Annotated in this window: 22 protein-coding genes; 11 read left to right on the top strand and 11 right to left on the bottom strand. The window is 39.4% G+C overall.

Annotation, left to right across the window (positions count from 1 at the left end):
- Positions 1–101: 101 nt before the first annotated feature.
- Positions 102–383 carry a hypothetical protein gene (locus QHT84_RS06320; protein ID WP_283238708.1) on the bottom strand — a complete coding sequence of 94 codons (282 nt, stop codon included), beginning with the start codon at positions 381–383 and terminating at the stop codon, positions 102–104.
- A gap of 367 nt (positions 384–750) precedes the next feature.
- On the opposite strand from QHT84_RS06320, the gene QHT84_RS06315 reads away from it, so the two are divergent.
- The 3 genes from QHT84_RS06315 to QHT84_RS06305 are packed head-to-tail and all read left to right on the top strand — an operon-like array spanning position 751 to position 4,048.
- Positions 751–1,311 carry a GNAT family N-acetyltransferase gene (locus tag QHT84_RS06315; RefSeq protein WP_283238707.1) on the top strand — a complete coding sequence of 187 codons (561 nt, stop codon included), beginning with the start codon at positions 751–753 and terminating at the stop codon, positions 1,309–1,311.
- A 9-nt stretch (positions 1,312–1,320) separates the two neighbouring features.
- Positions 1,321–2,487, top strand: coding sequence for an ABC transporter ATP-binding protein (locus tag QHT84_RS06310; protein WP_283238706.1), 1,167 nt, complete (start codon positions 1,321–1,323; stop codon positions 2,485–2,487).
- A 10-nt stretch (positions 2,488–2,497) separates the two neighbouring features.
- Positions 2,498–4,048 carry a hypothetical protein gene (locus QHT84_RS06305; RefSeq protein ID WP_283238705.1) on the top strand — a complete coding sequence of 517 codons (1,551 nt, stop codon included), beginning with the start codon at positions 2,498–2,500 and terminating at the stop codon, positions 4,046–4,048.
- Here QHT84_RS06305 and QHT84_RS06300 read toward each other — a convergent pair.
- Together QHT84_RS06300 and QHT84_RS06295 are read right to left on the bottom strand one after the other, a co-directional pair.
- On the bottom strand, positions 4,045–4,275 hold the full coding sequence (locus QHT84_RS06300; protein ID WP_283238704.1) for a VF530 family protein: 231 nt from the start codon (positions 4,273–4,275) through the stop codon (positions 4,045–4,047). The genes QHT84_RS06305 and QHT84_RS06300 overlap by 4 nt on opposite strands.
- Before the next feature lie 87 nt (positions 4,276–4,362).
- Positions 4,363–5,001 (bottom strand): outer membrane beta-barrel protein, encoded by a 639-nt coding sequence (locus tag QHT84_RS06295; protein WP_283238703.1) that lies wholly within the window; start codon positions 4,999–5,001, stop codon positions 4,363–4,365.
- A gap of 150 nt (positions 5,002–5,151) precedes the next feature.
- Between QHT84_RS06295 and smpB the strand changes: the two genes are divergently transcribed.
- Positions 5,152–5,607 carry an SsrA-binding protein SmpB gene (smpB, locus tag QHT84_RS06290; protein ID WP_283238702.1) on the top strand — a complete coding sequence of 152 codons (456 nt, stop codon included), beginning with the start codon at positions 5,152–5,154 and terminating at the stop codon, positions 5,605–5,607.
- 34 nt (positions 5,608–5,641) lie between these two features.
- Here the strand turns inward: smpB and QHT84_RS06285 are convergent, their stop codons facing one another.
- Both QHT84_RS06285 and QHT84_RS06280 read right to left on the bottom strand, forming a co-directional pair.
- Positions 5,642–9,388, bottom strand: coding sequence for a transglutaminase domain-containing protein (locus QHT84_RS06285; RefSeq protein ID WP_283238701.1), 3,747 nt, complete (start codon positions 9,386–9,388; stop codon positions 5,642–5,644).
- Between the two features lie 23 nt (positions 9,389–9,411).
- Positions 9,412–10,053 (bottom strand): protein-L-isoaspartate(D-aspartate) O-methyltransferase, encoded by a 642-nt coding sequence (locus QHT84_RS06280; protein ID WP_283238700.1) that lies wholly within the window; start codon positions 10,051–10,053, stop codon positions 9,412–9,414.
- Between the two features lie 157 nt (positions 10,054–10,210).
- Between QHT84_RS06280 and QHT84_RS06275 the strand changes: the two genes are divergently transcribed.
- From QHT84_RS06275 to QHT84_RS06245, 7 genes are all read left to right on the top strand, one after another.
- Positions 10,211–11,179, top strand: a complete 969-nt coding sequence (locus QHT84_RS06275) for a Gfo/Idh/MocA family protein (protein WP_283238699.1) — start codon at positions 10,211–10,213, stop codon at positions 11,177–11,179.
- Positions 11,180–11,273: 94 nt separating this feature from the next.
- A complete protein-coding gene (locus QHT84_RS06270; RefSeq protein WP_283238698.1) occupies positions 11,274–12,161 on the top strand; it encodes a 3-hydroxyacyl-CoA dehydrogenase family protein in 888 nt (295 codons plus the stop codon).
- Between the two features lie 89 nt (positions 12,162–12,250).
- Positions 12,251–13,492: a DUF1015 domain-containing protein gene (locus QHT84_RS06265; protein WP_283238697.1), complete on the top strand. Its 1,242-nt coding sequence runs from the start codon at positions 12,251–12,253 to the stop codon at positions 13,490–13,492.
- Between the two features lie 90 nt (positions 13,493–13,582).
- A complete protein-coding gene (locus QHT84_RS06260) occupies positions 13,583–14,242 on the top strand; it encodes a YggS family pyridoxal phosphate-dependent enzyme (RefSeq protein ID WP_283238696.1) in 660 nt (219 codons plus the stop codon).
- Between the two features lie 108 nt (positions 14,243–14,350).
- Entirely contained in the window at positions 14,351–15,712 is a 1,362-nt protein-coding gene (locus tag QHT84_RS06255; RefSeq protein WP_283238695.1) for an exonuclease domain-containing protein, read from the top strand.
- Between the two features lie 75 nt (positions 15,713–15,787).
- Positions 15,788–16,705 carry a tRNA (adenosine(37)-N6)-dimethylallyltransferase MiaA gene (gene miaA / locus QHT84_RS06250; protein ID WP_283238694.1) on the top strand — a complete coding sequence of 306 codons (918 nt, stop codon included), beginning with the start codon at positions 15,788–15,790 and terminating at the stop codon, positions 16,703–16,705.
- 65 nt (positions 16,706–16,770) lie between these two features.
- Positions 16,771–17,496 carry an acyl-[acyl-carrier-protein] thioesterase gene (locus QHT84_RS06245; RefSeq protein WP_283238693.1) on the top strand — a complete coding sequence of 242 codons (726 nt, stop codon included), beginning with the start codon at positions 16,771–16,773 and terminating at the stop codon, positions 17,494–17,496.
- 222 nt (positions 17,497–17,718) lie between these two features.
- On the opposite strand, the gene QHT84_RS06240 is transcribed toward QHT84_RS06245, so the two are convergent.
- The 6 genes from QHT84_RS06240 to fabV all read right to left on the bottom strand — a co-directional run bounded on the left by QHT84_RS06240 (position 17,719) and on the right by fabV (position 25,703).
- Positions 17,719–18,420, bottom strand: coding sequence for a response regulator transcription factor (locus QHT84_RS06240; protein ID WP_283238692.1), 702 nt, complete (start codon positions 18,418–18,420; stop codon positions 17,719–17,721).
- 10 nt (positions 18,421–18,430) lie between these two features.
- Entirely contained in the window at positions 18,431–20,014 is a 1,584-nt protein-coding gene (locus QHT84_RS06235) for a sensor histidine kinase (protein ID WP_283238691.1), read from the bottom strand.
- Between the two features lie 64 nt (positions 20,015–20,078).
- Positions 20,079–20,669: a dephospho-CoA kinase gene (coaE, locus tag QHT84_RS06230; RefSeq protein ID WP_283238690.1), complete on the bottom strand. Its 591-nt coding sequence runs from the start codon at positions 20,667–20,669 to the stop codon at positions 20,079–20,081.
- Positions 20,666–21,670, bottom strand: a complete 1,005-nt coding sequence (locus QHT84_RS06225; protein ID WP_283238689.1) for a glycosyltransferase — start codon at positions 21,668–21,670, stop codon at positions 20,666–20,668. Before QHT84_RS06225 ends, coaE begins: the two co-directional genes overlap by 4 nt.
- A gap of 103 nt (positions 21,671–21,773) precedes the next feature.
- Positions 21,774–24,404 carry a T9SS type A sorting domain-containing protein gene (locus QHT84_RS06220; RefSeq protein WP_283238688.1) on the bottom strand — a complete coding sequence of 877 codons (2,631 nt, stop codon included), beginning with the start codon at positions 24,402–24,404 and terminating at the stop codon, positions 21,774–21,776.
- Between the two features lie 105 nt (positions 24,405–24,509).
- Positions 24,510–25,703, bottom strand: coding sequence for an enoyl-ACP reductase FabV (gene fabV, locus QHT84_RS06215; RefSeq protein WP_283238687.1), 1,194 nt, complete (start codon positions 25,701–25,703; stop codon positions 24,510–24,512).
- Positions 25,704–25,705: the final 2 nt, after the last annotated feature.

Here is a 25,705-nt window from a genome sequence, read left to right as displayed (position 1 = left end):
TTTCTTACTTATACGCGTATTGTCAATCCTTTTTTATTGCTTTACAAAACTAAAAAACCACTCCGAAGAGTGGTTTATATCATTATAATGTTAATACTGTTTTAAGCTGACTTATAAATACGATTAATCGGTATCGAATGCCCTTGTTTGAGAATCACACGTTGATCGGTAACGGCCCAAACGGTAGTCTCCACCACCTTCTTGGATTGATTGTCCTCAAAATAAATTCTGATTTTAGAATGTTCTAAGTTTCCCAGAGCCAAAGCACGATCTAAATCCAATTGACGTTGACGGATTTCTTCATTGGTGGCTAATACATCGTTTTTTGGGAAGGAAAGTAACCGAATGGCCTCTTTCTCAATAGTTTCAAAGTTGGGTTTCATAGTAATAGATTTAGGTTAAACATAGATATTGGGTTGACTAAAATTAGAAAAATATTTTTTAGAGCCAAATTTTTTAATCAAAATTTAGTTACAATATCTTAATAATCAACTGCATAACAACGTACTCTCCATGAACCTCAAAATTAATCCGTCCGGAGAAATTTGAAATATCTATAACTATTGATTTTATTGGTATTGCAGTTAAAAAAAGTAACTGCTGTTCTTCTTTAAAAACAATTATTAGGAGCCGCAAAAAAGCGCACCAATCCTCCTATTTTTATTTTACAAAATAAATTTGCAAAGTAGCGCATTATTTACAAAAACAATTTGGTTATATTTGGAAAAAGCCAATTCAAAAACAATCCAAATGCTCGAAATCAATTTTCATCCGTTTCAAAATCTGGAGACAGAACGATTACTGTTACGACGGTTAAATGAGAACGATGTCAATGAAATTTTTGCCTTGAGAAGCAATCCGGAAATCATGAAATACATTCCGCGTCCTTTAGCTAAAACCAAAGAAGATGCTTTGGAACATTTGAGAATGATTGAGGAAAAAATTGAAACTAATACCGGTATTAATTGGGGAATCACTATTAAAGGGCATAACAATATTATTGGAATTATAGGGCATTACCGCATTCAACCCGAAAATCACAGGGCAGAGATTGGTTATATGTCGTTGCCTGAATACAACGGTAAAGGTTATATTTCCGAAGCTATTAAAGTCGTAGTGGAATACGGTTTCGAACACATGAAACTTCATTCGATTGAAGCCGTCATTGATCCAGGTAACATCGCCTCGGAGCGGGTGTTGCAAAAAAACGGTTTTGTAAAAGAGGCACACATTTTGGAGAACGAATTGTGGGACGGAAAATTTTGGGATACCGTAATCTACTCTCTCCTCAAAAAAAACTTTAAAAAATAATCACATTTCATGAACGAATTTGAAAGACAATACGCTGAGCTCCTCAACTTTTTAAAGTTTGAAGACTTTGAAGTCCTGACCAAAAGAATCATCGATTTAACACTCGATACCGAAGATAAAAATCATTATCAAAAAACACTGACTTTCTTAGATTGGCTTGATGAAAACAAACATAAGCTCTCTGTAAAAAAAGAAAAATATCACGAAATTTTGAGCGAACTGTACGCCGCCTTATCGGTTAAGAAACCCATTGAAAAATCAATTTTAGTGAGTGCAACCGACTTGACTAAAACTTATGGTCCATCCGGTTTTGCTTTAGGTCCGATTAATTTGCAACTCAAACAAGGGGACATTTTGGGATTAGTCGGAGAGAACGGAAACGGAAAGACTACGCTACTGCGTTTGCTTTGTGGTGAATTGCATACGGTTTCAGGCGGCTTACACTATCACTTTGATTATACCGACAGCTATGACCTTCGCACCAAGTTAGTTTATATTCCGCAACGCACCGATACTTGGTATGGTTCCATGTTTGAAAATCTGCTCTTTGCTGGCGCCAGCTACGGCTATAAACCTGAGGAAAATGAGCTTATTGTAAATTTAGTCATTGCCCGATTGGGTTTGAGAAAGTTCCGAAAACACAGTTGGAAAAGTTTATCCTCGGGCTATAAAATGCGTTTTGAACTGGCCCGAATGTTGCTTCGCAAACCCCAAATATTACTCATTGATGAACCCTTAGCCAACTTAGACATCATTGCGCAGCAAACTATTTTGGAAGATTTCAGGGCCATTGCCAAATCCCCGTTCAGACCATTGGGCATCGTGCTGAGTTCACAACAATTGTACGAAGTAGAAAAAACATCAGACCAAGTCATCTTTTTGAAAAACGGTGTACCAAAAAATCTGCATCAAAACCAAGACAGTCACCGCGAACCTGTTGTTGCTGAAAATTGTTTGGTTATTGAGTTTGAAAGTTCATGGTCCCAAAGCGAATTAGCCGAAGTACTCTCCAAACATAACTTAACGGCCATACAGTTTAATGGCGGTACTTATATTGCTACATTTTCAGGAGATATGATTATTCATGATTTTTTAAAAATCGCAATTCAAAACAGTATTCCTTTGCTGTATTTCAGAGATATTTCTAACTCTACCCGAAGATTCTTTGTGTCCTAAACCCTTTCTTATGTTTCGTAAAATCCAACACTATTTATTACTCAAACAGCCACTCCTTTGGAATACTAAAGCCATTCCGACACTCACGATATTAGCCGTTTTCCATATCCTCTTTTTCGGTATCGGTTATCTCAGCGGAGCACTCGATTTTAATCAAACCAGCAGAAACTACAACTCCAACGAAGAAACTGTTGTTTTCTTTAGTGTCTTAATTTCCATACTATCCGTTATCATTTGGCTGGTGTTTTATTTTAAAAATAATGCATTCAAAGCGTTGTATCCCAAAAGTAATTGGGCCTTGTTGCAAGAATGGAGTTTGCTTTTTGTAATCTGTTTTACGGCGGGTAGTTTTTCCATGAGCTATTTTTTGGGTATAGATACCAAAATCAGAAGCTATTATACGGAGACCGAAGCCAAAAAAAGATGCGAAACGTTGAGTAAAGCGAGTATTTTTTATGGTGAAAATTTTGATGCTCCCGAAGAGATTGATACCACTATAAACGATACCACTCGCCCATTCCGCTTGGATTATGTTCGCTTCAAGGGTAAAAAGTACAGTTTGAATTCATTACTCAATAAAGACATTCACAACTATTCCTTTTACGATTCGAAATGGGATTCAGTCACTAAAGTAAAAGTCAAAAGTTGGTTAATTGACAACCAACAAGATTCGGTCAAAACTGTACTTAAGGAGTATTTTGCTTTGGTTAATGAACACCGTTTGACCTCGAATATCAATGCCCAACAATGGTTTGAACTTATCCCTACAGCACCCGATTTTATTCAAACTCACGTGATAGCGAAGCGTGAGAAAGATTATTACAACGGTGGCAATTACAACTACGACTACGAAAATGAATACAATGAAGCCGTTGCTGTCGAAGTAGCGAAAGATGGAAAAATAGATTCTTTGAATGAGTATTTAAAATACATCGGGAAAGACGAGTTTGTATTTTACAAAACCTATGTTCCGGCGGACGAACTCGAATACAATTACGAAAAAATCGCCAATACCTATACCAACCCTACAGTATCTTCGCAAATGCTGCTGGCCTTTTTGTACTTGGCTATAGGATTATCCATTCTAATTTTTTCCTTCCGCGTTACCTCGGGACGAAGTTGGCTGATAGCCTTAATCAGTATGGGCGTTTTGAATATTATTTTTGGTATTTTAAGCGTGGTTTTCCGATTTGAGAGCTTCTATCTTATCGCACTTTTAGCCACTATTATAATCTTATTTACCTATTTTATGGTAGTGATAAAACGCCAAAAAGCAAAAGGCATCTCGGGTATCACACTCAATGCAAGCCTATGGTTATTACCGGCATGGCTTCCTGTAATGTACCAATTACTACTGGAATTTTTGCGACATGTTTACGGGTATTATGATTATAACTCCTACGATTACAACATGGGTTTTGATTATGATAACTACCCGTTGCTCAAATTTTTAAAAGACAATGGCGAAAACATGCTTTGGTTTAACTTGCTGTTTATCGTTGCCTTATTGTGCTTTTACAGCATACAAATCAAAAAATGGAAAGCGCTGGCAGAAGGTTAGCCATTTAGTTTGGGTAAAGTTCTGAGGTACAGGTCTTCGACTTTTTTTCGGGCCCAGTCGGTTTTGCGTAAAAAAGTCAAGCTCGATTTGATACTTGGGTTATCGTTAAAGCATTTAATCTGAATCAATTCTCCCAAAGTGTCAAATCCGTAATAGGCGACTAATTGTTCCAGTATTTTTTGAAGTGTAACTCCGTGTAAGGGGTCTTTGTGTGTTGACTGTTGCATGAAGCAAAAATAAGAAAAAACCGCCACTCGGAATGAGTAGCGGTTTAAACATCCAATACATTGGACAACCATTAACTATGATCTTTATTAAAATATAAACTTAAATCCGAAAGAAAGTGGTGTAGTCAAATTCGGCATACTTCCGCCTAATGCGTTCACATAAATCGGATCGGCAGTGGCTACATGCGCTAAAGAGAAGTTATTGATAGTGGTTTTATCGCCACCGTCGGGTTTGATAGTGGTTGAAGTGAAATTAGCCAAATCATACGAGAATTCTACAGAGAAATTTTTGGTTACAAAAAAGTCGATACCACCCGACATTGCTACACCAAATTGCGTCACTTTAGTGTCGGCTTCTTTTTCTTTACCGGTGATAATCGGAGTTGCTATTTGACCGAAGAAGTAGAAATTACCGGCTATATTCCAATATTTTCTCACTAACGGCTCCACCACTACCAAATTAGTATTAGCGTTGGTTACTGAACCCGATTCTGATTTGATATTCATAATCCCTACTCCGGCTCCAACAGCCACAGATGGCGTTACAAACGTTCCCACGATAGGAATAACCGATAAGTTGGTCGCTTTATCTTCGCCTGTTTTAGTTTGTTGGTATCCAAATTGAGAGGTGGCGAACCATGCGCCTTGTAATCCTTGATTTTTTTCTTGTGCTTGAGCCGTTAATCCGAAAAAGGATAATCCTGCTACTAATAATAATTTTTTCATTTGATTGTTAGTTTAAAATTATAGTCCAAAATTAGACTGAAGAATTAGTCAAAAAACTGATATAAATCATTGTTTAAACATTTTTTTTATTGATAATTTCACCTTTCTCGCTACCAAAAATTGCACTTTTGTTTATACATTTGCCATCCGATGTTAAAAACCATTTCCATAGTAAATAAGCGCGCCAAGTTTGATTATGAAATAATCGAAACCTATACGGCAGGCATTGTCTTAACCGGAACCGAGATTAAATCGATTCGGTTAGGAAAAGCCAATATTACCGAAGGGTTTTGTGAATTTCACAACGGCGAATTATTTGCCATCAACACCCAAATAGACGAATATTTATACGGCAATCAGTTTAATCACAAAGCCAAAAGCGAGCGCAAACTGTTGCTCAATAAAAGAGAACTTCGAAAGTTAGAACGCAGCATCGATACCAAAGGATTAACTATTATTCCGCTGAAATTATTTACCAACGAAAAAGGAATAGCCAAATTGGATATTGGTTTGTGCCGCGGAAAGAAAACGTACGACAAACGCGAAAGTCTGAAAGAGCAAGATGTAAAACGCGATTTAGACCGCATCAAAAAAGCCTATAAATAAAAAATCCACCAAGCGGTGGATTTTTTATGGGTTATTATTTGAAGCCTACTACCTGCTCTTCGGTGGTTAACACTTCTTCGAGGTATTTTTTATACTCCGGGTAGTCGGCCGTAGTAACCGTATCCCAAGGTGTTTTAACCACGCGTACAATCTTTAACGAATTGGGTTTTACCAATTCGAAACTGATGGAATACTTGTGGTTTTTGTAGGCAAACGTTTTACTTTCGGGTACTTCGGTGAATTTTTTTCCTTCCGGCACATTTAAATAAATGGTCGAATTGTAATCTAAATTGTTTTCGTAAGCAATGTAATTGATATCGTAGTTTCGGGTTTCCGGGGCTACAATATCACGGGTATAAACGCGTTCCACAAAAGGAATTTCCGCAATTTTTAAGTTTCCTACGCTCTTTGCTTTTTCACTGACTTTGAGTTGGGTTTCAAATTCGATAGCCTCATCAAAAAACTCATTCTTAATTACTTTAACCGATTGCAACTTAATGCCCTTTCTGATTTTAGAACTGAATTGCTCTTCCAAATCTTTTTTACGAACATCTTCAGTGGTGGAATTCGAAAACAGTTCATTATAATACGATTTGTTGGCGCCTTTTACAATATGGGTATTGACATAGTACACTTCATTATCGGTCAAATTTACAACGCTGCTCGAAGTTAAACTGTTGGATACCGCATTATCAAAAGGAATATCAATAATTTCAGCTTTTTCGTTTTCGGCTTTATCAAACGAAATCACCAAAGCTTTGGCTTTGTATAAGGACATCGGCAAGGCTTTAAACGGTAAAAACTTATCGGTCAGCTCTAAGAACGTTTCTTTACCGTCAATTGTAGTTTTTACAATACAATGGTTAAAATCTTTAGACGGCAACGACATCAAATGGGCGCTGTTATCGTTGGTAGAAACCAACACCAAATTCGATTTCAATCCGGCCAATTGGGATAACGCCACAAACAAAGCCGATACATCTTTACAATCCCCTAACTTCGTGGTAATGGTTTTAGAAGGTTTTTGCGGTACATAACCGCTTTGTCTGAAATCTTGTGAACTGTACTTGATGTTTTCTTCGATATAGGCGTAAATCTTTTTAGCTATGGCTTCTTGCGTCATGCCGGTTACCCCTTTCGGGAAGATTTGATCAAAAGTACTTTTAGTGATTTTATCTAAAATGAGTGTTTTTTTCACCAAATCGGCATACCAGTTCGAAATATCTTTCCATGATTTAATGGAACTTACATTGATGGTATTGGTCAAGTCGGTAAAATTAAACGAATACGGTTCTAACAATGGCATCGCAGGAACATTATTGCGCTTCCAGATAGTACACACTTTTCCGTTAATCTTTTTTACAATCGGTGTAATGTTCCCATTATTGAGTTTAGTGGTGTATTTAATGGTTTCCGGATTGATAATCGCAAAAATTGATTCTACCGAAGGATAGGTACTATTGAAATAACAATCTAAATTAAAATCTCTGTAAAATCGACCGGTCGAATTGCTATAGGATTCGTATTCAATATAAATAACATCGCCCACTTTAAGATCAGAGAATACCAAAGTACCACCGCCTTCTTCGGCCGGAACCAACGTGCCGTCGGTTTTCACCACTTCCGATTTTTGCAAGGTATTCGAATAAGTATTCAAATTGTATTCTTTCATTTCTTCGATACCGTTCTCCGCCGTGATTTCATAAATCAACACTACTTTTGATTTGCGTCCTCCTTCCGGTAAGATATTTACAATATATTCATCTAATAAAGTCACGACACCGTAATCACTTTTCAGCTTCGAGTTTCTGCGCTCTTTAATCAGTTTGTACTTGTCTTTTACATCAATTTCTTCAATTTCATCGGGCGTTTTGGTAATATCGTACAACTGCTTTCTGAGTTTGCTGTTTTCAGAATTGTGTTCTAACGATTGACGAATGTATTTTTCTGCTTCTTTTACATTCCCCATATAATTGTATACCATTCCTTTGCGCTCCATTAAGTAGAAAGAATACGGGAAAAGCGTCAACAACTGATCGATTTCAGCCAAAGCTTCGGTGTATTTTTTCTCTTCAATCAACATATTCATGTAATCAGAAGCCACGCCGGTGAAGTACGGATAGTTCTTTTTTCGTTCCAAAAACAAGCGCTTTACATCATCCTTGCGGTTGGCATCTTCATAATAGCGAACCAATTGTGCCATGGCCGTGAAGTTGTCTTTTTTGCTCACCAAATCTTCTAACATTTTAATGGCCTTATCTTTGTCTTTCTCTAACGAATCGTACAAAGGCGCAAATGTCGTTGTGTAAAATTCGCTGTTGTGCGATAGCGCCAAAATAGACTCGGCACTTTTCATCATACTTTCGATATTGGAATTTCGGGCATTAATCAAGAAATCATACAACAAACCGTATAAGGGGGAAGTCAGCTTTTTGGCTTTCTCACGCATTTTTTCCAATTCGGCAATATTTACCGTTTTCATCCAATCGCGATCCTGCGCTTTGGTGGCTATCGTGTAATAATAATCGGGATCTTGTTGCTCTAAGTTTTTCACAATCTCGTTTACTTTGGCATCGTCGTCTTTATACGAATAGTACGAGGCTAACCTGGTTTTCACAATGGAACTGTTCGGATACGCATTGTCTAATTCTTCAATAACATCGTGGGCCAACTCCAGTTTTTTGTTGTGCATGTAAGCATCATACAACATAAATTTGTACAACACATTCGTTGGATTTTCTTTTACTTTTTGAACCAAGTAATTTTCATAATCCGGATTTAACTCTTCTACTTGCAGCGATTGTAAGGTAGACTTCACATATTCTTTATAGGTATTGTGATACACCAAGCCGTTTATTTTTTGGTTTTGGGTATCGGTAACCGATAAAAAGAAATAGTTATTTCCTCTGGAGATGGATGATTTCACCAAGATTCTGTTGAGGCCTTTAGGCAATTTCAATTTGAGTTTGAAGGCATTCAAATCCGACATTTTGTTGAGTGTATTCACATACACTTCCACATCGTTGACAAAAATTTTAAGCGAAGCGCTCATCCCGAAGTTTAGGAGTACTTCTTGCTCGGTCGGATTTTCCACAAAAATCTGAGAGTACATGATTCCGTTGCCGTACTCGTCTTCGTTGGAAAAAGTATGATAGCCTTCGTTTTGTGTGATACTCGGATTGTACCATCCTATTTTTCCGTTACTGTTGGCATCAAACAATCGATCGTTTTTAGGGTATACTTCCGGTTCGTATTCGATATCGATTCCGCTATCGTTTAAGTTTTCAAAAGCACCACACAACTGCCAATTCATAATCGAATTTAACTTGGCAATATACTCGTTGTAGCCTTTCATGTTTTTACGATTTCTGTCGGCTATCGCTTTGTAGTAAATCACCATCGGATCGTTCTTGAACACCTCGGAAGCGGCCATATTATCTATCTTTTGGTAGGTATAATCGTTGAAACCAACGCTTTGAATATCGTCTAAAATAAATTGTTGCTTCATCAACGAAGTCAAGTAGTATTTACTCTCAGGAAACTTGGCCATGGTAGTGACAAAAGTTTCATCAAAGTCCATCCTACCGTTTTCTAGCTCGATAATTTTGCCCAATAAAAAATATTCCAATTTACTTTCAGAAGTCGTTTTAAATTCTTTATCGTACAATTTTTTAGCGTCAGCTCTTTTATTGGCTAACAATAAATCCCAAACTTTCTTTTCTGAGGTTTGTGCCAGTAATAAAGCAGGAAATAGTAATAAGAGAAACAGATTTTTCTTCATTATATAAAGGGTTGAGGGTTGGTTTAATTTTTATTTTCCAAAAGAGGCACAAAGCGAAAATCACCAAATTCGTGCTTTTCGAACTGCGTTTCATTTTTGCGAATTAATAGGGTCATCACTTGCTCTTCTTTGCCCAACGGAATAACCAGTCTGCCGCCAATTTTAAGTTGAGCCATTAAAGCTTTCGGAATGATAGGCGCACCGGCAGTTACGATAATACTGTCAAACGGAGCATAATTGGGTAACCCTTTGTAGCCATCCCCAAAAGCCAAATGCTTTGGACGAATGCCTAATTTGGGTAACAATGCGGAAGTAATTTTGAACAATTCATTTTGTCTTTCAACCGAATACACTTTGGCGCCCATGGCCACTAACACTGCCGTTTGATACCCGGAGCCGGTACCGATTTCAAGAATTTTATGATCTTTTTTGACCTGTAATAATTGAGTCTGAAAAGCAACCGTGTACGGTTGCGAAATCGTTTGGCCGGCGGCTATCGGGAAAGCTTTATCCTGATACGCAAAATCTTCAAAACCGGAATTCAAAAATAGGTGTCTCGGAATTTTTCGAATGGCATCTAAAACGTTGGTATCGGTAATTCCTTTTTCTTGCAACTGGTTGGCCAATTGATTTCGAAGGCCCAAATGTTTGGCGGTATCTTTCAATTTAAATTCGCATTAATTTCGGTAAAAATAGTAAAGAAATCGGCAATTAAAAATTTGAAAATTGAGTTTCCTGATTTTTCAATAATTTGCTTTAATTTTTAACTTCTTCTATCAAATTTCAAATGAAAACATTTATTTTTGTTTAAAATACTTTTTTATGCTCAAAGTTGGCGTTTTAGGTGCCGGTCACCTCGGAAAAATACACTTGCGATTACTACAACAATCTGAAAAATATGAATTAGTGGGTTTTTATGATGAAAACCCCGAATATGCCGAAAAAATTGCGGCCGAGTTTGGTTACAAACGTTTTGACACCATTGCCAAATTAATCCATGCTGTTGATGTCATTGATATCGTGACTCCTACCCTTTCCCATTACAAATGCGCCAAAGTTTCGATTAAATCCGGGAAACACGTTTTTATTGAAAAACCCATTTCCACGACGGTTGAAGAAGCCGAAGAAATCATTGCTTTAGCCGCAGCATACAACGTAAAAGGACAAGTAGGCCATGTAGAACGCTTCAATCCGGCCTTTACCGCTGTCAAAAATATGATAGACAACCCTATGTTTATTGAAACGCACCGCTTGGCCGAATTCAATCCGCGCGGCACGGATGTTCCCGTGGTATTAGACTTAATGATACACGATATCGATGCCATTTTAAGCGTGGTGAAATCGAAAGTCAAGTCGGTTCACGCCAGCGGCGTAGCGGTGTTGAGTCAATCTCCTGATATTTCCAATGCCCGAATCGAATTTGAAAACGGTTGTGTGGCGAACATTACATCCAGTAGAATTTCCATGAAAAATATGCGCAAGTCGCGCTTCTTTCAAAAGGACGCTTACATCTCTGTCGATTATTTAGACAAAACCTGTGAAGTGGTGAAAATGAAAGATGCTCCGGAAGTTCCCGGTGATTTTGATATGATACTGCAAAATGCCGAAGGCGAACGCAAGCAAATTTATTTTGCCAATCCCGAAGTAGCGCCTAACAATGCTATTTTGGATGAGTTGGAAACCTTTGCCGATGCCATCAATAATAACACCACACCGGTGGTAACTTTGGAAGACGGTACCGAAGCCTTACGCGTGGCCTACATGATTATCGATTCAATGAATAAAAAATAATTTGTTTCAGGTTATCGTATGCCAATTTGAAACCTGAAACTTGACCCGAGGCGCAGCGGAATAAAAACTGAAACTTCAAACAAACTAAAAAATAATGAATACAATAGCTGTAATTGGTGCAGGAACCATGGGTAACGGAATTGCCCACACGTTTGCACAAAGCGGATTTACCGTAAAATTAATAGACATCTCCGAAAAATCGTTGGAGAAAGGAATGGCTACTATAGCCGCCAATTTAGATCGAATGGTGGCCAAAGGTACCATAACGGAAGCCGATAAACACCAAACCATAGGCAATATTATCACGTACACCGACATCAAAGACGGCGTGGTAGGTTGTGATTTAGTGGTAGAGGCCGCTACCGAAAATGTAAGTTTGAAGTTGAATATCTTCAAACAATTGAGCGATGTTTGCGACCACAATGTCATTTTGGCTACCAATACCTCTTCGATTTCCATTACCCAAATTGCCGCGCAAGTCGTACATCCGGAACGCGTTATCGGAATGCATTTTATGAACCCGGTGCCGATTATGAAATTGGTAGAAATCATCCGCGGTTACAATACGTCGGATGAAGTGACCAAAATTATCATGGATTTATCGGTGAAATTAGGCAAAACCCCTACCGAAGTCAACGATTATCCGGGCTTTGTAGCGAACCGAATTTTGATGCCGATGATTAACGAAAGTATCGAAACCTTATATAACGGCGTAGCCGGTGTCACTGAAATTGACACCGTGATGAAACTCGGTATGGCACACCCGATGGGACCGCTGCAATTGGCCGATTTTATTGGGTTAGATGTTTGTCTTTCCATCTTAAACGTAATGTACGACGGTTTTAAAAACCCAAAATATGCGCCTTGCCCATTGTTGGTGAATATGGTAATGGCCGGTAAACTCGGCGTAAAATCAGGAGAAGGGTTTTATGACTATTCAGAATCTAAGAAAGCCGAAAAAGTTTCGAAACAGTTTATATAAAGTATTGTAGGTCCTGAGTTGTGAGTTATGGGTCAAAACTAAACAAACCTAAAACTTACAACTCAGAACCTACAACTTACAACCAAATCATGAGCAAAATAATTCCATTCAAAGCGGTTCGCCCCACACCCGACAAAGTCGCCTTGGTTACTTGTCGGAACTACGACGATTACAGTTCGGCCGAACTAGCCGCTTGGTTGAGTTTTAATCCCTATTCGTTTTTGCATGTGATTCATCCTGCCTACATGCACTCGCAAAAAATCACCTTAGACAAGCGCTTTAAGGGTGTGGCGCACAAGTATCAGGATTTTAAAGAAGAAGGCGTGTTTTTGACCGAAGATCAACCGGTTTTCTTTTTGTATGAAATTCAGAGCAAGACACAGTCCTTCACCGGTATAGTAGCCGGCACCTCAATCGATGATTACAAGAATAATGTCATCAAAAAGCACGAGGATACCTTGCAATACCGTGTAGAATATTTTAAAGATTATTTGCATCAAACCGGATTTAATACCGAACCGGTTTTGATTACCTATCCCGACAATGAAGTACTGAATGCTTGGATAACCGAAAAGAAAAAAAGTACTCCGATTTACAACTATTCGACAACGAATAAAGAAAAACACCAGCTTTGGAAAATTGATTCGGAAGCGGAAATCGGTTGGCTGACACAGCAGTTTGAAAATATTCCCGAATTGTATATCGCCGACGGCCACCACCGTTCGGCTTCGGCTGAATTGTTGTACGATGAGGACCACCATTTGGGGAACCCGAATCTGAATTATTTTATGAGTTTTCTCATTGCCGAGAGCAATGTCAAAATCTATGAATACAACCGTATCATCAGGGATTTGAATGGGTATTCCAAAGAAGATTTTCTGGAAAAACTGGCTGAGCATTTCATCATTAAAGATAAAGAACAAGAATTGTGGAAGCCGCAGAGCAAGTTCGAATTCGGCATGTATCTCGACGGTCGTTTTTATGCGTTGTTTTACAAGCAAACCAACAGTAGCGAAGTGTCATCCCGAGCGCAGTCGAGGGACATTTTAGAGAATTTAGACGCCCAAATTTTATACGACAAAGTCTTGCAACCTTTGTTGGGTATCGAAGATTTGCGCAACGATGAGCGAATCGAATACATTCCGGGCAAACAATCGGTAGCCACGATTAAAGAATTAGTCGATGAAGGCGAGTTTGAAGTGGGCTTTATGCTCTATCCTTCCGATATCTCGGAAATCAAAGCCTTGGCCGATAATCATTTGATTATGCCGCCAAAAAGCACGTACATAGAGCCTAAATTCCGCAGCGGATTGATGGTGTATGAGTTGTAAAAAATAATGAACTAAGCCTATTGTCATTCCGAGCGCAGCCGAGGAATCACATCATGAGATTTCTCCTTCGTCGAAATGACAGAACACAATATGACAATAGCAGAGAATTTAAACCTAATAAAACAAAATCTTCCGGACAATGTCACGCTGGTTGCCGTATCCAAGACCAAACCGGTAGCTGATTTGATGGAAGCGTATAACGCCGGGCAACGCGTTTTTGGCGAAAATAAAATCCAGGAAATGACCGAAAAATGGCAGCAAATGCCCAAGGACATCGAATGGCATATGATTGGTCACGTGCAATCGAACAAGGTAAAATACATGGTGCCGTATGTGAAATTGATTCACGGCGTGGACAGTTTGAAACTCCTCAAAGAAATCAACCGTCAGGCCGTTCGTTGGCGCAAAACCATTAATTGTTTGTTGCAAATCCACATTGCCGAAGAAGAAACTAAATTCGGTTTAAACGAAAAAGAACTGGATGAATTACTAAATTCAGAAGAATTCAAAAGTTTTACCAATATTAAAGTCGTCGGTTTAATGGGAATGGCCACCTTTACGGATAACCAAACCCAAATCAAACGCGAATTCGACCATTTAAAAGCTATTTTTGATACATACAAGCAACTTGATACGCCAAACCTGAAACTGGAAACCCTTTCGATGGGCATGAGTGGCGATTACCAATTGGCCATCGCCTGCGGCAGTACCATGGTTCGCATCGGAAGTAGTATCTTTGGCAGCCGATAATTTTGATTTGAAGATTTGAGGATTTGAAAATTGGGATATAGAGAAACTGTTTTACAACATACCACAGATAACCAACAACATACAACATTCAACATACAACAGTAACCCTTGTACGCCATACTCGACATAGAAACCACCGGAGGCCAATTTAACGAAGAAGGCATTACCGAAATCGCCATTTACAAATTTGATGGTCACGAAGTGGTGGATCAGTTCATCAGTTTGGTGAATCCCGAAAAACCCATACAACCCTTTGTGGTAAAACTTACCGGAATCAACAACGCCATGTTACGCTCGGCGCCCAAGTTTTATGAAGTGGCCAAACGCATCATCGAAATCACGGAAAACTGTATCGTAGTCGCTCACAACGCTTCGTTTGACTACCGCATACTGCGTACCGAATTCGGACGTTTGGGTTATGATTACATCAAACCCACGCTCTGTACCGTAGAGCTTTCTCAAAAACTTATTCCCGGTCAACCGTCGTACAGTTTAGGAAAATTAGTGCGTTCACTCGGCATCCCTGTAGCTGACCGACACCGAGCCAGCGGCGACGCCATGGCCACGGTAAAATTATTTAAAATGTTGTTGGCCAAAGACGTCGAAAAAGAAATTCTGATCAGTCTCATTAAAGCCGAAATCAAAAAAGGACTCTCGCCCAAACTACTCGATATCGTCGAGAGTATGCCTACGCGAACCGGAATTTACTACATCCACAACGAAAAAGGCGATTTGATTTACATCGGGAAAAGCAAAAACATCAAAAAACGCATCAACCAACACTTCACCGGAACCACCGGAAAAAGTAAAAAAATACAACGCGAAGTCTTTGCCGTAACCTACGAGGAAACCGGCAGCGAACTCATTGCGCTCTTAAAAGAAAGCGAAGAAATCAAAATCAACAAACCCATTTACAATCGGGCGCAGCGCAAAACCATTTTTCAATACGCGTTGTATGCCGAAAAAGATGCAAACGGCTATTTGGCGCTGAAAATCCAAAAAGCCGACGGACGTAAAAAAGAAATCACCGCCTTTACTTCCATTCAGGAAGGCAAAAACATGCTGTTTAAAATTACGGCCGAACACCAATTGTGTCAAAAAATCAACGGCTTGTACGAAACCAAGAACGGCTGTTTTCAATACAAAATCAACGAGTGTAACGGAGCGTGTTTGGGCAAAGAATTACCCGAAACCTATAACGAACGCGTGGAAGAGTTTATCAACGAAATGAAGTTTGACAACAACAACATGGTGATTATCGATCGCGGTCGCAACGTTAACGAACGCAGCGCAGTGCTCATCGAAAACGGGATTTACAAAGGCTACTGTTTTTTCGATTTGAATTACCAGGTCAACAACATCGAAGTCCTAAAAAACCTAATCATTCCCATGCAAAACAACCGCGACACCCGTACCATCATTCAAGGGTATTTACGCCGTCATAAAGTCATACGCATTGTAAAGTTTTAAATTGTCAGGAGCTATTTCCGGCTGTCCGCTCTATCTCACTTCGTGAGGATGCCGCTGCCATCCGGGCTAAGAAAAATGAATTACGTAATCACCATCATCGGACCTACCGCCATTGGGAAAACCGCCCTGAGCATCGCTTTGGCGCAACGCTTCGGTTGCGATATCGTGTCGTGCGACAGCCGGCAGTTTTTTAAAGAAATGCGCATCGGTACCGCTGTACCTTCAGCAGCAGAACTACAAGCCGCGCCGCATCATTTTATCCAAAACAAATCAATTTTTGAAGCGTATTCGGTTGGCGATTTTGAACAAGAAGCCCTAACCAAATTGGATGAGTTGTTTCAAAAAAATAACATCCAAATTCTGGTAGGCGGTTCCGGCTTGTATGTCGATGCCGTACTGAAAGGGTTTGACGATTTTCCCGATATTGACGAAAGTATCCGAACTAAAATTAATGCTGATTTTCAAATACTTGGACTAGATTACTTACAACAACAGTTACAAACTTTAGATCCTGAATATTACCAAAAACTGCTCTCCGAAAATCCGCAAACCTTACAAAATCCGCAGCGCATGAAGCGCTTTGTAGAAGTGTGTCTCGGCACCGGAAAACCGTATTCTTCTTTTATTGGACAAAAGAAAAACGAGCGAAACTTTACCCCTATTATAATAGGTTTGGAAGCCGAAAGAGAAATCATGTACGACCGAATCAACCACCGTGTCGATTTGATGATGCAGGAAGGTTTGTTGGCAGAAGCCGAGGCCTTATACCCGAACAAGCAGTTGAATGCTTTACAAACGGTTGGTTACCGCGAACTTTTTGATTATTTTGACGGCAAAACTACTTTGGATTTCGCTATCGAAGAAATTAAGAAAAACACAAGGCGATTTGCCAAACGTCAACTCACTTGGTTCAAACGAACGGAGAACGCAACATGGTTTGATTACCAAACAGACAAAAGGAATATTATTGAATGGATAAATTCTAAGTTTTAAAGAACCGCATCGAGATAAGTCTCCATCTTTAAATTCACAAATCATCAAATTTTCAAATTTATAAAATGCCGATTTCCAAAAACTTCACTTCTATCCTATCCAATGATTGCGAGATTAATTTTCTGCAGTGCTATCCTAACGGCTATTTGAAATATACCGATTTGTGCAACCTATTACAGCTTACTGCCGGACATCACGCCGAATTGGGCGGAATCAGTTTTACCGATATGCAACAGTATCATCAGGCCTGGGTGTTGAGCAAAATGCGTGTTGAGATTCACCAACTGCCCCAATGGCGCGATGTAATTACGGTAAAAACCTGGATTAATTCGCTCGAGAATTCGCGTTCCGTGCGTTGTTTGGAAATGTACCTCGGCGAAACCAAAATCGTAGGATGTGAGACGTTTTGGGCCGTAATCAACACAAAACTCCGCAAACCCGAAGCCTTGGCGTTACCGCATGCGCATTTTGAAAAGTATCCCGAACGCGCTACGGAGCAATCGTTTTCCCGAATTCAGCTGCCGGAATTGCCCGACGTATTGGAAACGTATACTGTAAAACTGTCCGATTTGGATGTGGTGAATCATGCCAATAACGTGAAATACCTGGAATGGTGTTTGGACCACTGTGATACTGAGGCCTTACTGCAACAAAAACTCAAGGCTTTTGAAATGAATTTCATGCGCGAATTATCGTTGGGCGATACCGCTGTCATTGGGAAACATGATGACACTTTTGTAATTACTCATAAAGATAAAGCATGTTTTGCCTTGCAATTGGAGTGGCACTAAAACCATAGTCCTAGCCCGGATGGAAGCGGCATCCTTTTTCCCGTCAGTTCGAGTTTTTTTTGTTTCGCTTCTCGATACGTCCGCCAAGGCGGCCACTCGAAGTGACGACTTGAGCCTAAGAGACAGCCGAAGGAAACAAAAAGTATCGAGAACCGGGAAAAAGATATAGCGTACAGCCGGAATGGCTTCAAAAAAAAATCCCGCCAAGTGACGGGATTTGCCTTATTTTTTAACCACCAAGCGGAAACCTTCGCCGTGGATGTTGAGGATTTCGACATTAGGGTCGTCTTTGAGGTACTTGCGTAATTTGGCAATATACACGTCCATACTACGAGACGTGAAGTAGTTGTCTTCTCTCCAGATTTTGGTGAGTGCCAGTTCGCGCGGCATCAAATCATTTTCATACATCGCCATCATTTTGAGCAAATCAGATTCTTTAGGTGACAATTTGATAGGCTCTTGGTCTTCGAATTTTAAGAAACGTAATTTGGAGTTGAGTAAAAACTTGCCGATTTGGAATTCAAATTTGGCCGGTTCGTTTTTCGCTTCTGCCGATTTGCGTTGGATGATGGCTTTAATTTTCATTAATAACACATCGGAATCAAAGGGTTTGTTCAGGTAATCATCGGCCCCAACTTTATAGCCTTTCATGACGTCTTCTTTCATTGATTTGGCCGTTAGGAAAATCAATGGGACATCTTTGTTTTTTTCGCGGATTTCTTTAGCCAGCGTATAGCCGTCTTTGTATGGCATCATGACATCCAAAATGCACAAATCGAAATTGTCTTTTTTGAATTTTTCGAAACCTTCCATACCGTTTTTGGCTAAGGTTACTTCAAAATCGTTTAGTGTGAGGTATTCTCGTAACACTATACCGAAGTTTTGGTCATCCTCGACTAAAAGTATTTTTTTGTTAGCTTCCATAGTTGTTTTTTTAATTTATGAGTGGGACTTTAATGATAAACGTACTTCCTTTTCCTTTTTCGCTTTCTACGAAAATTTGACAATTGTGGTCGTCAACTATTCGTTTAACGTATGCCAGGCCTAAACCGTGGCCTTTTACGTTGTGTAAATCGCCGGTATGTTCGCGGTAGAATTTTTCAAATATTCTTTTTTGAGCCGCTTTGGTCATACCCGCACCTTGATCTTTTATTTTTACGATAACAAATTCTTTTACATTTTCCGTGTAAATGTCTATAACGGGATTTTCAGGTGAATATTTTATGGCATTGTCTAAAATATTCACGAAAACATTGGTAAAATGAACATCATTCAGCAGCACAGTAGTTCGTGTGGCGTCAAAATGTTTGGTAATGGTTCCGTTCCGATCGTCAATGATAAGACTTACGTGATCGATGGCATCCTCGATAACTTGGTGAATATCGTTAGATTCCTTATTGATTTCCAATTCTTTCTTCTCCAATTTCGAAATCCGCAATACGTTTTCCACTTGGGCGTGCATTCGCTTGTTCTCGTCACGAATCATTTGAAGATACCGGTGAATTTTTTCTTTATCCTCGATAACTTTGGGATTTTTGATAGCATCTAAAGCCAGATTAATAGTAGCAATAGGCGTTTTAAACTCATGCGTCATATTATTAATGAAATCGGTTTTGATTTCAGAAATCTGACGTTGCTTGATTAATTGGTTTAACGCACTGGAATAAGCGATAATGATAATAAGTGTGAAAATAATGGATAGCACACAAATGCCAATCAATTCAGAAAACAGAAACTTTTTCTTTTGGGGAAAAGTGACTAAGAGTTGGTACTTATTATTCCCGTCATAGTCGATAAAAATTGGGATAGAATAAGTAGCCGCTTTATCGTACCTGAAATTTTCGGATTTTACTTTGGTGGCCAAACCATTGCTGTATACATTGTACTCAAAAGGTGTTTTAACACCGTATTCCTTGAGTTCGTCTGCCAGCATTTTCTGCATCAATTCGTTGGAAACCCTTTCTTGTATAGGGCGCATGGCGGCAATGTCTTTGTAGAACATTTCAAATTGAGCATTGTTCAGTAAATCGCCACTACCCGATTTCTCAATCTTAATATCGGGAGTTACCGTTTGCTTGGGCGAGGTATTATCGATACCGCTGTTGTAAATTTCTGTTTTACGTTTGGCGGTAAAGTTTTTGAATTCTCGAATGCTGTCTAATTTTTTATCAAAGAACGAAGAGTTGATTCGGTAATCTTCTGAATTGATACTGTTGGAATAAACAATCGTTTCATTAGTTCTCGAATCTCTTTGGAAATAACCAAATTCCAGAAAATCACTCTTTTCAGGAGCTTTACCGATACTGTCTTTCAGATGATTGTACTTTTCGTAAAAGGTGTATTGTTCATACTTTTGAAGCTTATCGGCAACATTTCCCAGAACTTGTTTTACATGAAATTTAAACTGCTCTTCGTTGTTTTCAAACGATTTATCAAACCAATAGACTTGTACTAAAATGATGCCGATTAAGGAAAGGCTCATTAACACTACAAGTATTCGGAAAAACAATTTATTCATTGAACAAATTTAACATTTTAACATTTAGACAATAAATACATTAACCAAACATTAACATCTGGAGTTAATCTTGCTGTTTTTTTAATAAATCAAGTATAACATCTACTTGTTCACGGGTATTTTCCAGGCTGATATTGTGAATGATATAATCACTTAAGGCCATTTTTTGTTCCTCAGACCATTGGTTATTCATACGCGCTAAAACCAGATCTTCGGTCACAGCATCTCTTTTCACAACCCTTTGAATTCTATCGGCTTCGGGTGCTGTAACCAAGATGATTTGATCACAATCTTTGTAACTGCCGCTTTCGAACAAAATAGCCGCTTCTTTGACCACAAACGGATACTGTTGATGTTCTCGCAGCCATTGTTCGAAATGCTCTTTAACTAACGGGTGTATGATGGTATTGAGCTTTTGAAGTTGGTGGGCGTCGGCAAAAACCAATTGTGCCAATTTTTGACGGTCGACCTTATCATCATCAATCATCTCTTCTCCAAAAGCCTCTTTAACCTTGGAAACCACAACGGGAGTATTCATAATCATTTTGGCTTCCTCATCGGCGATATACACCGGCACACCATGCGATTTTAAATAGTTAGCCACAGTGGTCTTTCCACTGCCTATTCCACCGGTTAAGCCGATTATTCTACTCATGATTTTATCGAAAAAAAGAGTTCCGGAAATGCTTGTTCCGGTTGTTGCTTTTGGATGTGGATTTTTATAAATGAGGATAAGAATCCGCTGCCGTAACCGAAAAACTGTTTGCTGACAGCTATGAGAGCCAGGAATCCAATTTTAAAACTCTTATTATCTATCGTGGCAAAAACAAACAACAGTACATAGTAAAAGAGATAACAAAGCAATAACTCAAATCTTCCCACGGTCAATAATACAATAGCTATAATCAACCCAATGCAAAATACAGTTGGGAAGAAAAAAGTCAGCTTGCGGTATTCCGGATACCAGCTGTCGAGTATAGGTCGGGCTTTTCCGAATTTGTTGACTTGAACCGAAAACTTAGGCCAATCGATTCTTCGTTTGTGATACACAAATGCTTTGGGGAATAATCGGGTTTGAAAGCCTAACTTCCATAATCGAATCGATAAATCAGGATCTTCACCCGGATGGATATTACCAAATCCGTTTGACGCCAAAAAGGCTTTTTTAGAAATTCCCATATTAAAGCTTCGGGGTTGAAACTTTCCTATCTTTTCCGATCCGCCACGGATACCACCGGTAGTCAGAAAGGAAGTCATGGCAAAATTAATGGCTTTTTGAATATCCGAAAAAGAATCTAAAGCAGCATCAGAGCCTCCAAAACAATCTACATAGTCACGCAGAAGCTCACTTTCCACTTCATTCAGATAATTTTTCGGAATAATACAATCGGAATCAAAAATGATAAAATAATCTCCTTTAGCCACCCGCATTCCGAAATTTCTAGAATCTCCCGGACCGCTGTTTTCTTTAAAATAATATGAGATATTGAGAGCATTTTTAAACTTTTGAACTTCCTCTTTACAAGTTATGGTGGAGCCGTCCTCTACCACCACTATTTCGTAGTCTTTAGCATAGTCCGCGCATTGAAGACTTTCCAAGAGCTCTCTGATCTCTTCAGGTCGATTGTAAACAGGAATAATAATTGAAAAATACATGTTTTATTTTTATACATGAAACAGCATAACAAAGATAGACTTTATAAAAAAGAAAAACCACCTAAATTTTTAGGTGGTTTCACTTTTAAAAAACTGGTGATATTTATTCTTTAACCACTTTGATGGTTTTTACTTGATTATCAGCCGTAACTTTTACTAAATAGGTACCGCTTGCTAAAGCAGACATATCTACTTGACCTTGATTGGCACCGATAGCATTGGCACTCATTTTTTGGCCTAATAAGTTAAATACTTCAACATTAGTAATAGCTTGACTATAAGACAAGTTCAATACATTTTTAACCGGATTCGGATAATATGCAAAGTTGGCATCATTAAAAGTATCTGTTGCTAATGATGCATCATAAGCCGATATTCTGAAAGTACCTGTTTCAGCATTGTCATACGAGAAAACTCTGATGTAAAGCGTATCGCCTAAGTTCAATCCTGTTAAATTAATCAAGGAGAAGAAACCAATACCGGCATCATCGTTACAAGCAATTGAAGTTAATCCGCCCGGACAAGTGCCTGAAAACACTTCAACTCCTGTATCCGTAATGGAATCATCATCTGATTGTGTTTCAATAGTTAAAGTAGCCGAAGGAACCACAACACTAAACCAAACATCACTTCCTAAATAACTAGAACAAATAGGATCCGGCACAGAAGAATCGGTAGCACCCAAATTAGAACCTACGATATCATTGTCTCCGAAAACATTACCAGGAGTTAATGCTACGGCACCGTTACAATCGTCATTGGCAGGGGCCGGAGCAGGATTAACGGTTAAAACACCACTGTTATAAGTTGTTCCATCCCAAGTTCCTCCTACGTTAGAAGCATTAATTCCACCATAAACATAAGGTCCGCCATTAAGTGTAAATCGGGTTGCATAGTAATACGTTCCCGGAGCTAAGGTGTTTCCGATAGTTGCTTCGTATTCGTCATTATTGGAAACATGTCCCGCATTCCATGTAGCAGGAGTCCAGTTAGTCCAAGTATCAGGATTTGAGTTATCCCCTACAGGGCTAATTCCTACCCATGCCAAGATGCCCGGTGCTTGACCATCAATATTCGGAGCTACATCAGTTAAACCGGCTTCATATACTTGACCGTAAACAGTACCACTACCCCCTTGTGTAATTGTAATTGTCGGAGGCCATTGCAAATTATAGTAATCCGGCGTATCTGTTGGTTGCGGTTCAGTAGTGAAACTCCATACCGCACAACCTACCGCCTCACCTGCTGCATTGACTGCAATTACTTGCCAATAAATAGTTGTACTGTAAGCCCCTACTTGACCGGCATTAATAGGGTCATTAGACGTTACCGTACCGGCATAATTTAAAGTTGTTGGTGTTAAACCAAAATATACATCATACGAAGTTGCCGGATCACCGGTAGTTGGAGCATCCCAAGAGATGATTACATCGCCAAAAGCAGGTACAGTAGTACTGCCATCAGCAGGAGTTGGATTGGAAACACAACCCGGCAAAACTGCTGCAGTAGTACAAACTACTCTTCTTTCTCTGTTTCCGGTTGCCGTTCCACAAGCCGAATTGGTGTGGAAATAAAAACGGATATTTTGGTTAACGGAAGGTGTAAAACCGGTAACCGTTCCGGTTCCAACAGCTAATGCGGTTGCACCATCCTCAGTAGTAATTGTAATGTAATCCGTAGCGACAGAACTTGAGAAAGTATAAGTGTTAGCCGCAAATACTTGCACCAAAGAATATTCTCCCGGCCATGAATCTGTAGTGATAGCATTTACTGTAGTTCCGTCACAAGTACTTACAGTTAATACATCAGCCGGATACTGATACCCATTTAAACATAAAACACCACAAATAACGTTAGTTTCTCTTTCGGCATCTTCAGTACCACAAGTGATGTTCGTATTGATATGTACTCGGATTGTTCCGGTTAAAGTTGAAACCCAAGTCAATGGTTGAGTTCCGGAAGCCGCAGCAGTGGCACCTCCATCAGTACTGATAGTAAAGAAATCGGTTGGTACCGAACTGGTAAACTTATAGGTCTGACCGGTGGTAACATTTACAGTAAAATAATCCCCCGCCCATGAGTCGGTGGCAATCAAATTCGGTGTAAACCCATCACATGTAGCCGGAGTTATAGTCCCAAAAGGATAGTTAAAACCTGTTAAACAAGGTGTTGGAACAGAAATAATGGTTGGCGAATTAAAACAGAAGCCCCATTCCCAATTCAAGTCGTTAAAGGCAATTCTGTATTTAAATCCGGATAATTGTGTTGCCGTGAAAGTAGAAATGTCTAAATCAGAGCTGGTGTACAACGTTTTGGGAGGAGTACAAAAGTTATCGGTAACCGTTGTATTGTTGCCCGGGATGTTAGCGCCCCAGGCGTTCCAAGTTGCTGCATCGGCATCCCAATACTCTAAACGAAGATACCCCCCTAAAGCTCTGTAAGTGTATTGAGCACTTACTCTGACTTTTGACTCACCGCCACTTACAGCGGCTGTCAAATCGATTACGGGTGATTCAGCAGCAATGTCATCAACACTGGTTTGACCTGCATCATCGTCATCAAAAGCAAAACTTGCAGATGTAGTCGGATTCGCTTCGAATGCCGTAGCTGCCGGGTTGTACGTTCCTGTCACCGTCCATGCGGCATTGGGCCAGCCGGCATTTTGGTTGAGTACTTGTGCGTTGATTTGCCAAACCGAGCTAATGGCAAACAACAATAAGTAGATTTTTTTCATTTGTTAAAGATTAAAAGTTAATTCTTCATAAAGATATGTTAAAATAAAAAAACTCACAAATTTTTGTGAGTTTTTATGACGTAAAATGAAATATTTAACAATACTTTATTCTGAAATACTAGGGATTTGGAGCATCTCATTAGCTTCTCCATTATAATCCACACCATCAAAACCAAAACCGAAAAGGTTTAAGAAATCTTGTTTGTATCCTGCTAAATCTCCAATTTCAGATAAGTTCTCCGTCGTTGCCGTTGCCCACAATGCTTTTACTCTGTCCTGAATATCATCACGCATTTCCCAATCGTCAATTCTGATTCTGCCTTTGTCATCGGTAGGTATCGGAGCATTCATGTACAATCGTTCAGCAAATAAACGTTGCATCTGCTCAATACAGCCTTCATGTACTCCTTCAGCTTTCATAATTTTGTACAATAAAGATATGTAAAGCGGAATAACGGGAATAGCCGAACTAGCTTGAGTGACCAAAGCTTTGTTAACCGAAACAAATGCCTTTCCGTTAATCGATTGTAAACTGTCAGTGATTTCAAAGGCAGTCGCTTCCAAATGATCTTTTGCTCTTCCGATAGTGCCTTTTCGATACACCGCTTCTGTAACTTCAGGTCCAATATAGGAATACGCAATCGTGGTTACACCTTCAGCTAAAACGCCGGCTGATTTCAAGGCGTCCGTCCACATCGCCCAATCTTCACCGCCCATAACTACAACAGTGTTGTCGATATCTTCTTGATTGGCGGGTTCTATAGAAACTTGAGTGACATTGCCGGTGTGAAAATCAACGGTTTTGTTGGTAAACGTATTGCCGATAGGTTTTAACACAGAACGATGCAGAACACCGGTTACCGGATGCATACGAACCGGAGAAGCTAAGCTGTAAATGACTAAATCAACCTGACCCAAATCGGCTTTAATAAGATCAATGGTTTGTTGCTTTATTTCATTAGAAAAGGCATCTCCATTAATGCTTTTAGCATACAAGCCCGCTTTGTGGGCTTCTTGCTCAAAAGCCGCTGAATTATACCAACCCGGTGTGGCTGTTTTACCCGGAGCCGGTTCTTTTTCAAAGAAAACCCCAAGGGTAGCCGCATTTGAACCAAAAGCAGCCGTAATTCTCGAGGCCAAACCAAAACCGGTGGAAGCTCCAATAACTAAAACTTTTTTCGGACCATGGATAGCTCCTTTAGATTTTACATAATTAATTTGATTTTTCACGTTTTGAGCACAACCATCCGGATGTGCTGTCAAACAAATAAACCCTCGCATTCTTGGTTCAATAATCATAT

The organism is Flavobacterium sedimenticola (assembly GCF_030053345.1).
GTDB lineage: Bacteria > Bacteroidota > Bacteroidia > Flavobacteriales > Flavobacteriaceae > Flavobacterium > Flavobacterium sedimenticola.
The sequence above is the reverse complement of the archived record's forward strand: the minus strand, read 5'-3'. Positions and strand labels throughout refer to the sequence as shown.

Bases quoted from the DNA above. Each gene is read 5' to 3' on its own strand.
- fabV (WP_283238687.1), bottom strand. From the start codon at position 25,703: ATGATTATTGAACCAAGAATGCGAGGGTTTATTTGTTTGACAGCACAT.
- miaA (WP_283238694.1), top strand. From the start codon at position 15,788: ATGAATTACGTAATCACCATCATCGGACCTACCGCCATTGGGAAAACC.
- QHT84_RS06310 (WP_283238706.1), top strand. From the start codon at position 1,321: ATGAACGAATTTGAAAGACAATACGCTGAGCTCCTCAACTTTTTAAAG.
- QHT84_RS06265 (WP_283238697.1), top strand. From the start codon at position 12,251: ATGAGCAAAATAATTCCATTCAAAGCGGTTCGCCCCACACCCGACAAA.
- coaE (WP_283238690.1), bottom strand. From the start codon at position 20,669: ATGAGTAGAATAATCGGCTTAACCGGTGGAATAGGCAGTGGAAAGACC.
- smpB (WP_283238702.1), top strand. From the start codon at position 5,152: ATGTTAAAAACCATTTCCATAGTAAATAAGCGCGCCAAGTTTGATTAT.
- QHT84_RS06225 (WP_283238689.1), bottom strand. From the start codon at position 21,670: ATGTATTTTTCAATTATTATTCCTGTTTACAATCGACCTGAAGAGATC.
- QHT84_RS06245 (WP_283238693.1), top strand. From the start codon at position 16,771: ATGCCGATTTCCAAAAACTTCACTTCTATCCTATCCAATGATTGCGAG.
- QHT84_RS06275 (WP_283238699.1), top strand. From the start codon at position 10,211: ATGCTCAAAGTTGGCGTTTTAGGTGCCGGTCACCTCGGAAAAATACAC.
- QHT84_RS06305 (WP_283238705.1), top strand. From the start codon at position 2,498: ATGTTTCGTAAAATCCAACACTATTTATTACTCAAACAGCCACTCCTT.
- QHT84_RS06315 (WP_283238707.1), top strand. From the start codon at position 751: ATGCTCGAAATCAATTTTCATCCGTTTCAAAATCTGGAGACAGAACGA.
- QHT84_RS06220 (WP_283238688.1), bottom strand. From the start codon at position 24,404: ATGAAAAAAATCTACTTATTGTTGTTTGCCATTAGCTCGGTTTGGCAA.
- QHT84_RS06285 (WP_283238701.1), bottom strand. From the start codon at position 9,388: ATGAAGAAAAATCTGTTTCTCTTATTACTATTTCCTGCTTTATTACTG.
- QHT84_RS06300 (WP_283238704.1), bottom strand. From the start codon at position 4,275: ATGCAACAGTCAACACACAAAGACCCCTTACACGGAGTTACACTTCAA.
- QHT84_RS06270 (WP_283238698.1), top strand. From the start codon at position 11,274: ATGAATACAATAGCTGTAATTGGTGCAGGAACCATGGGTAACGGAATT.
- QHT84_RS06320 (WP_283238708.1), bottom strand. From the start codon at position 383: ATGAAACCCAACTTTGAAACTATTGAGAAAGAGGCCATTCGGTTACTT.
- QHT84_RS06295 (WP_283238703.1), bottom strand. From the start codon at position 5,001: ATGAAAAAATTATTATTAGTAGCAGGATTATCCTTTTTCGGATTAACG.
- QHT84_RS06240 (WP_283238692.1), bottom strand. From the start codon at position 18,420: ATGGAAGCTAACAAAAAAATACTTTTAGTCGAGGATGACCAAAACTTC.
- QHT84_RS06235 (WP_283238691.1), bottom strand. From the start codon at position 20,014: ATGAATAAATTGTTTTTCCGAATACTTGTAGTGTTAATGAGCCTTTCC.
- QHT84_RS06260 (WP_283238696.1), top strand. From the start codon at position 13,583: ATGACAATAGCAGAGAATTTAAACCTAATAAAACAAAATCTTCCGGAC.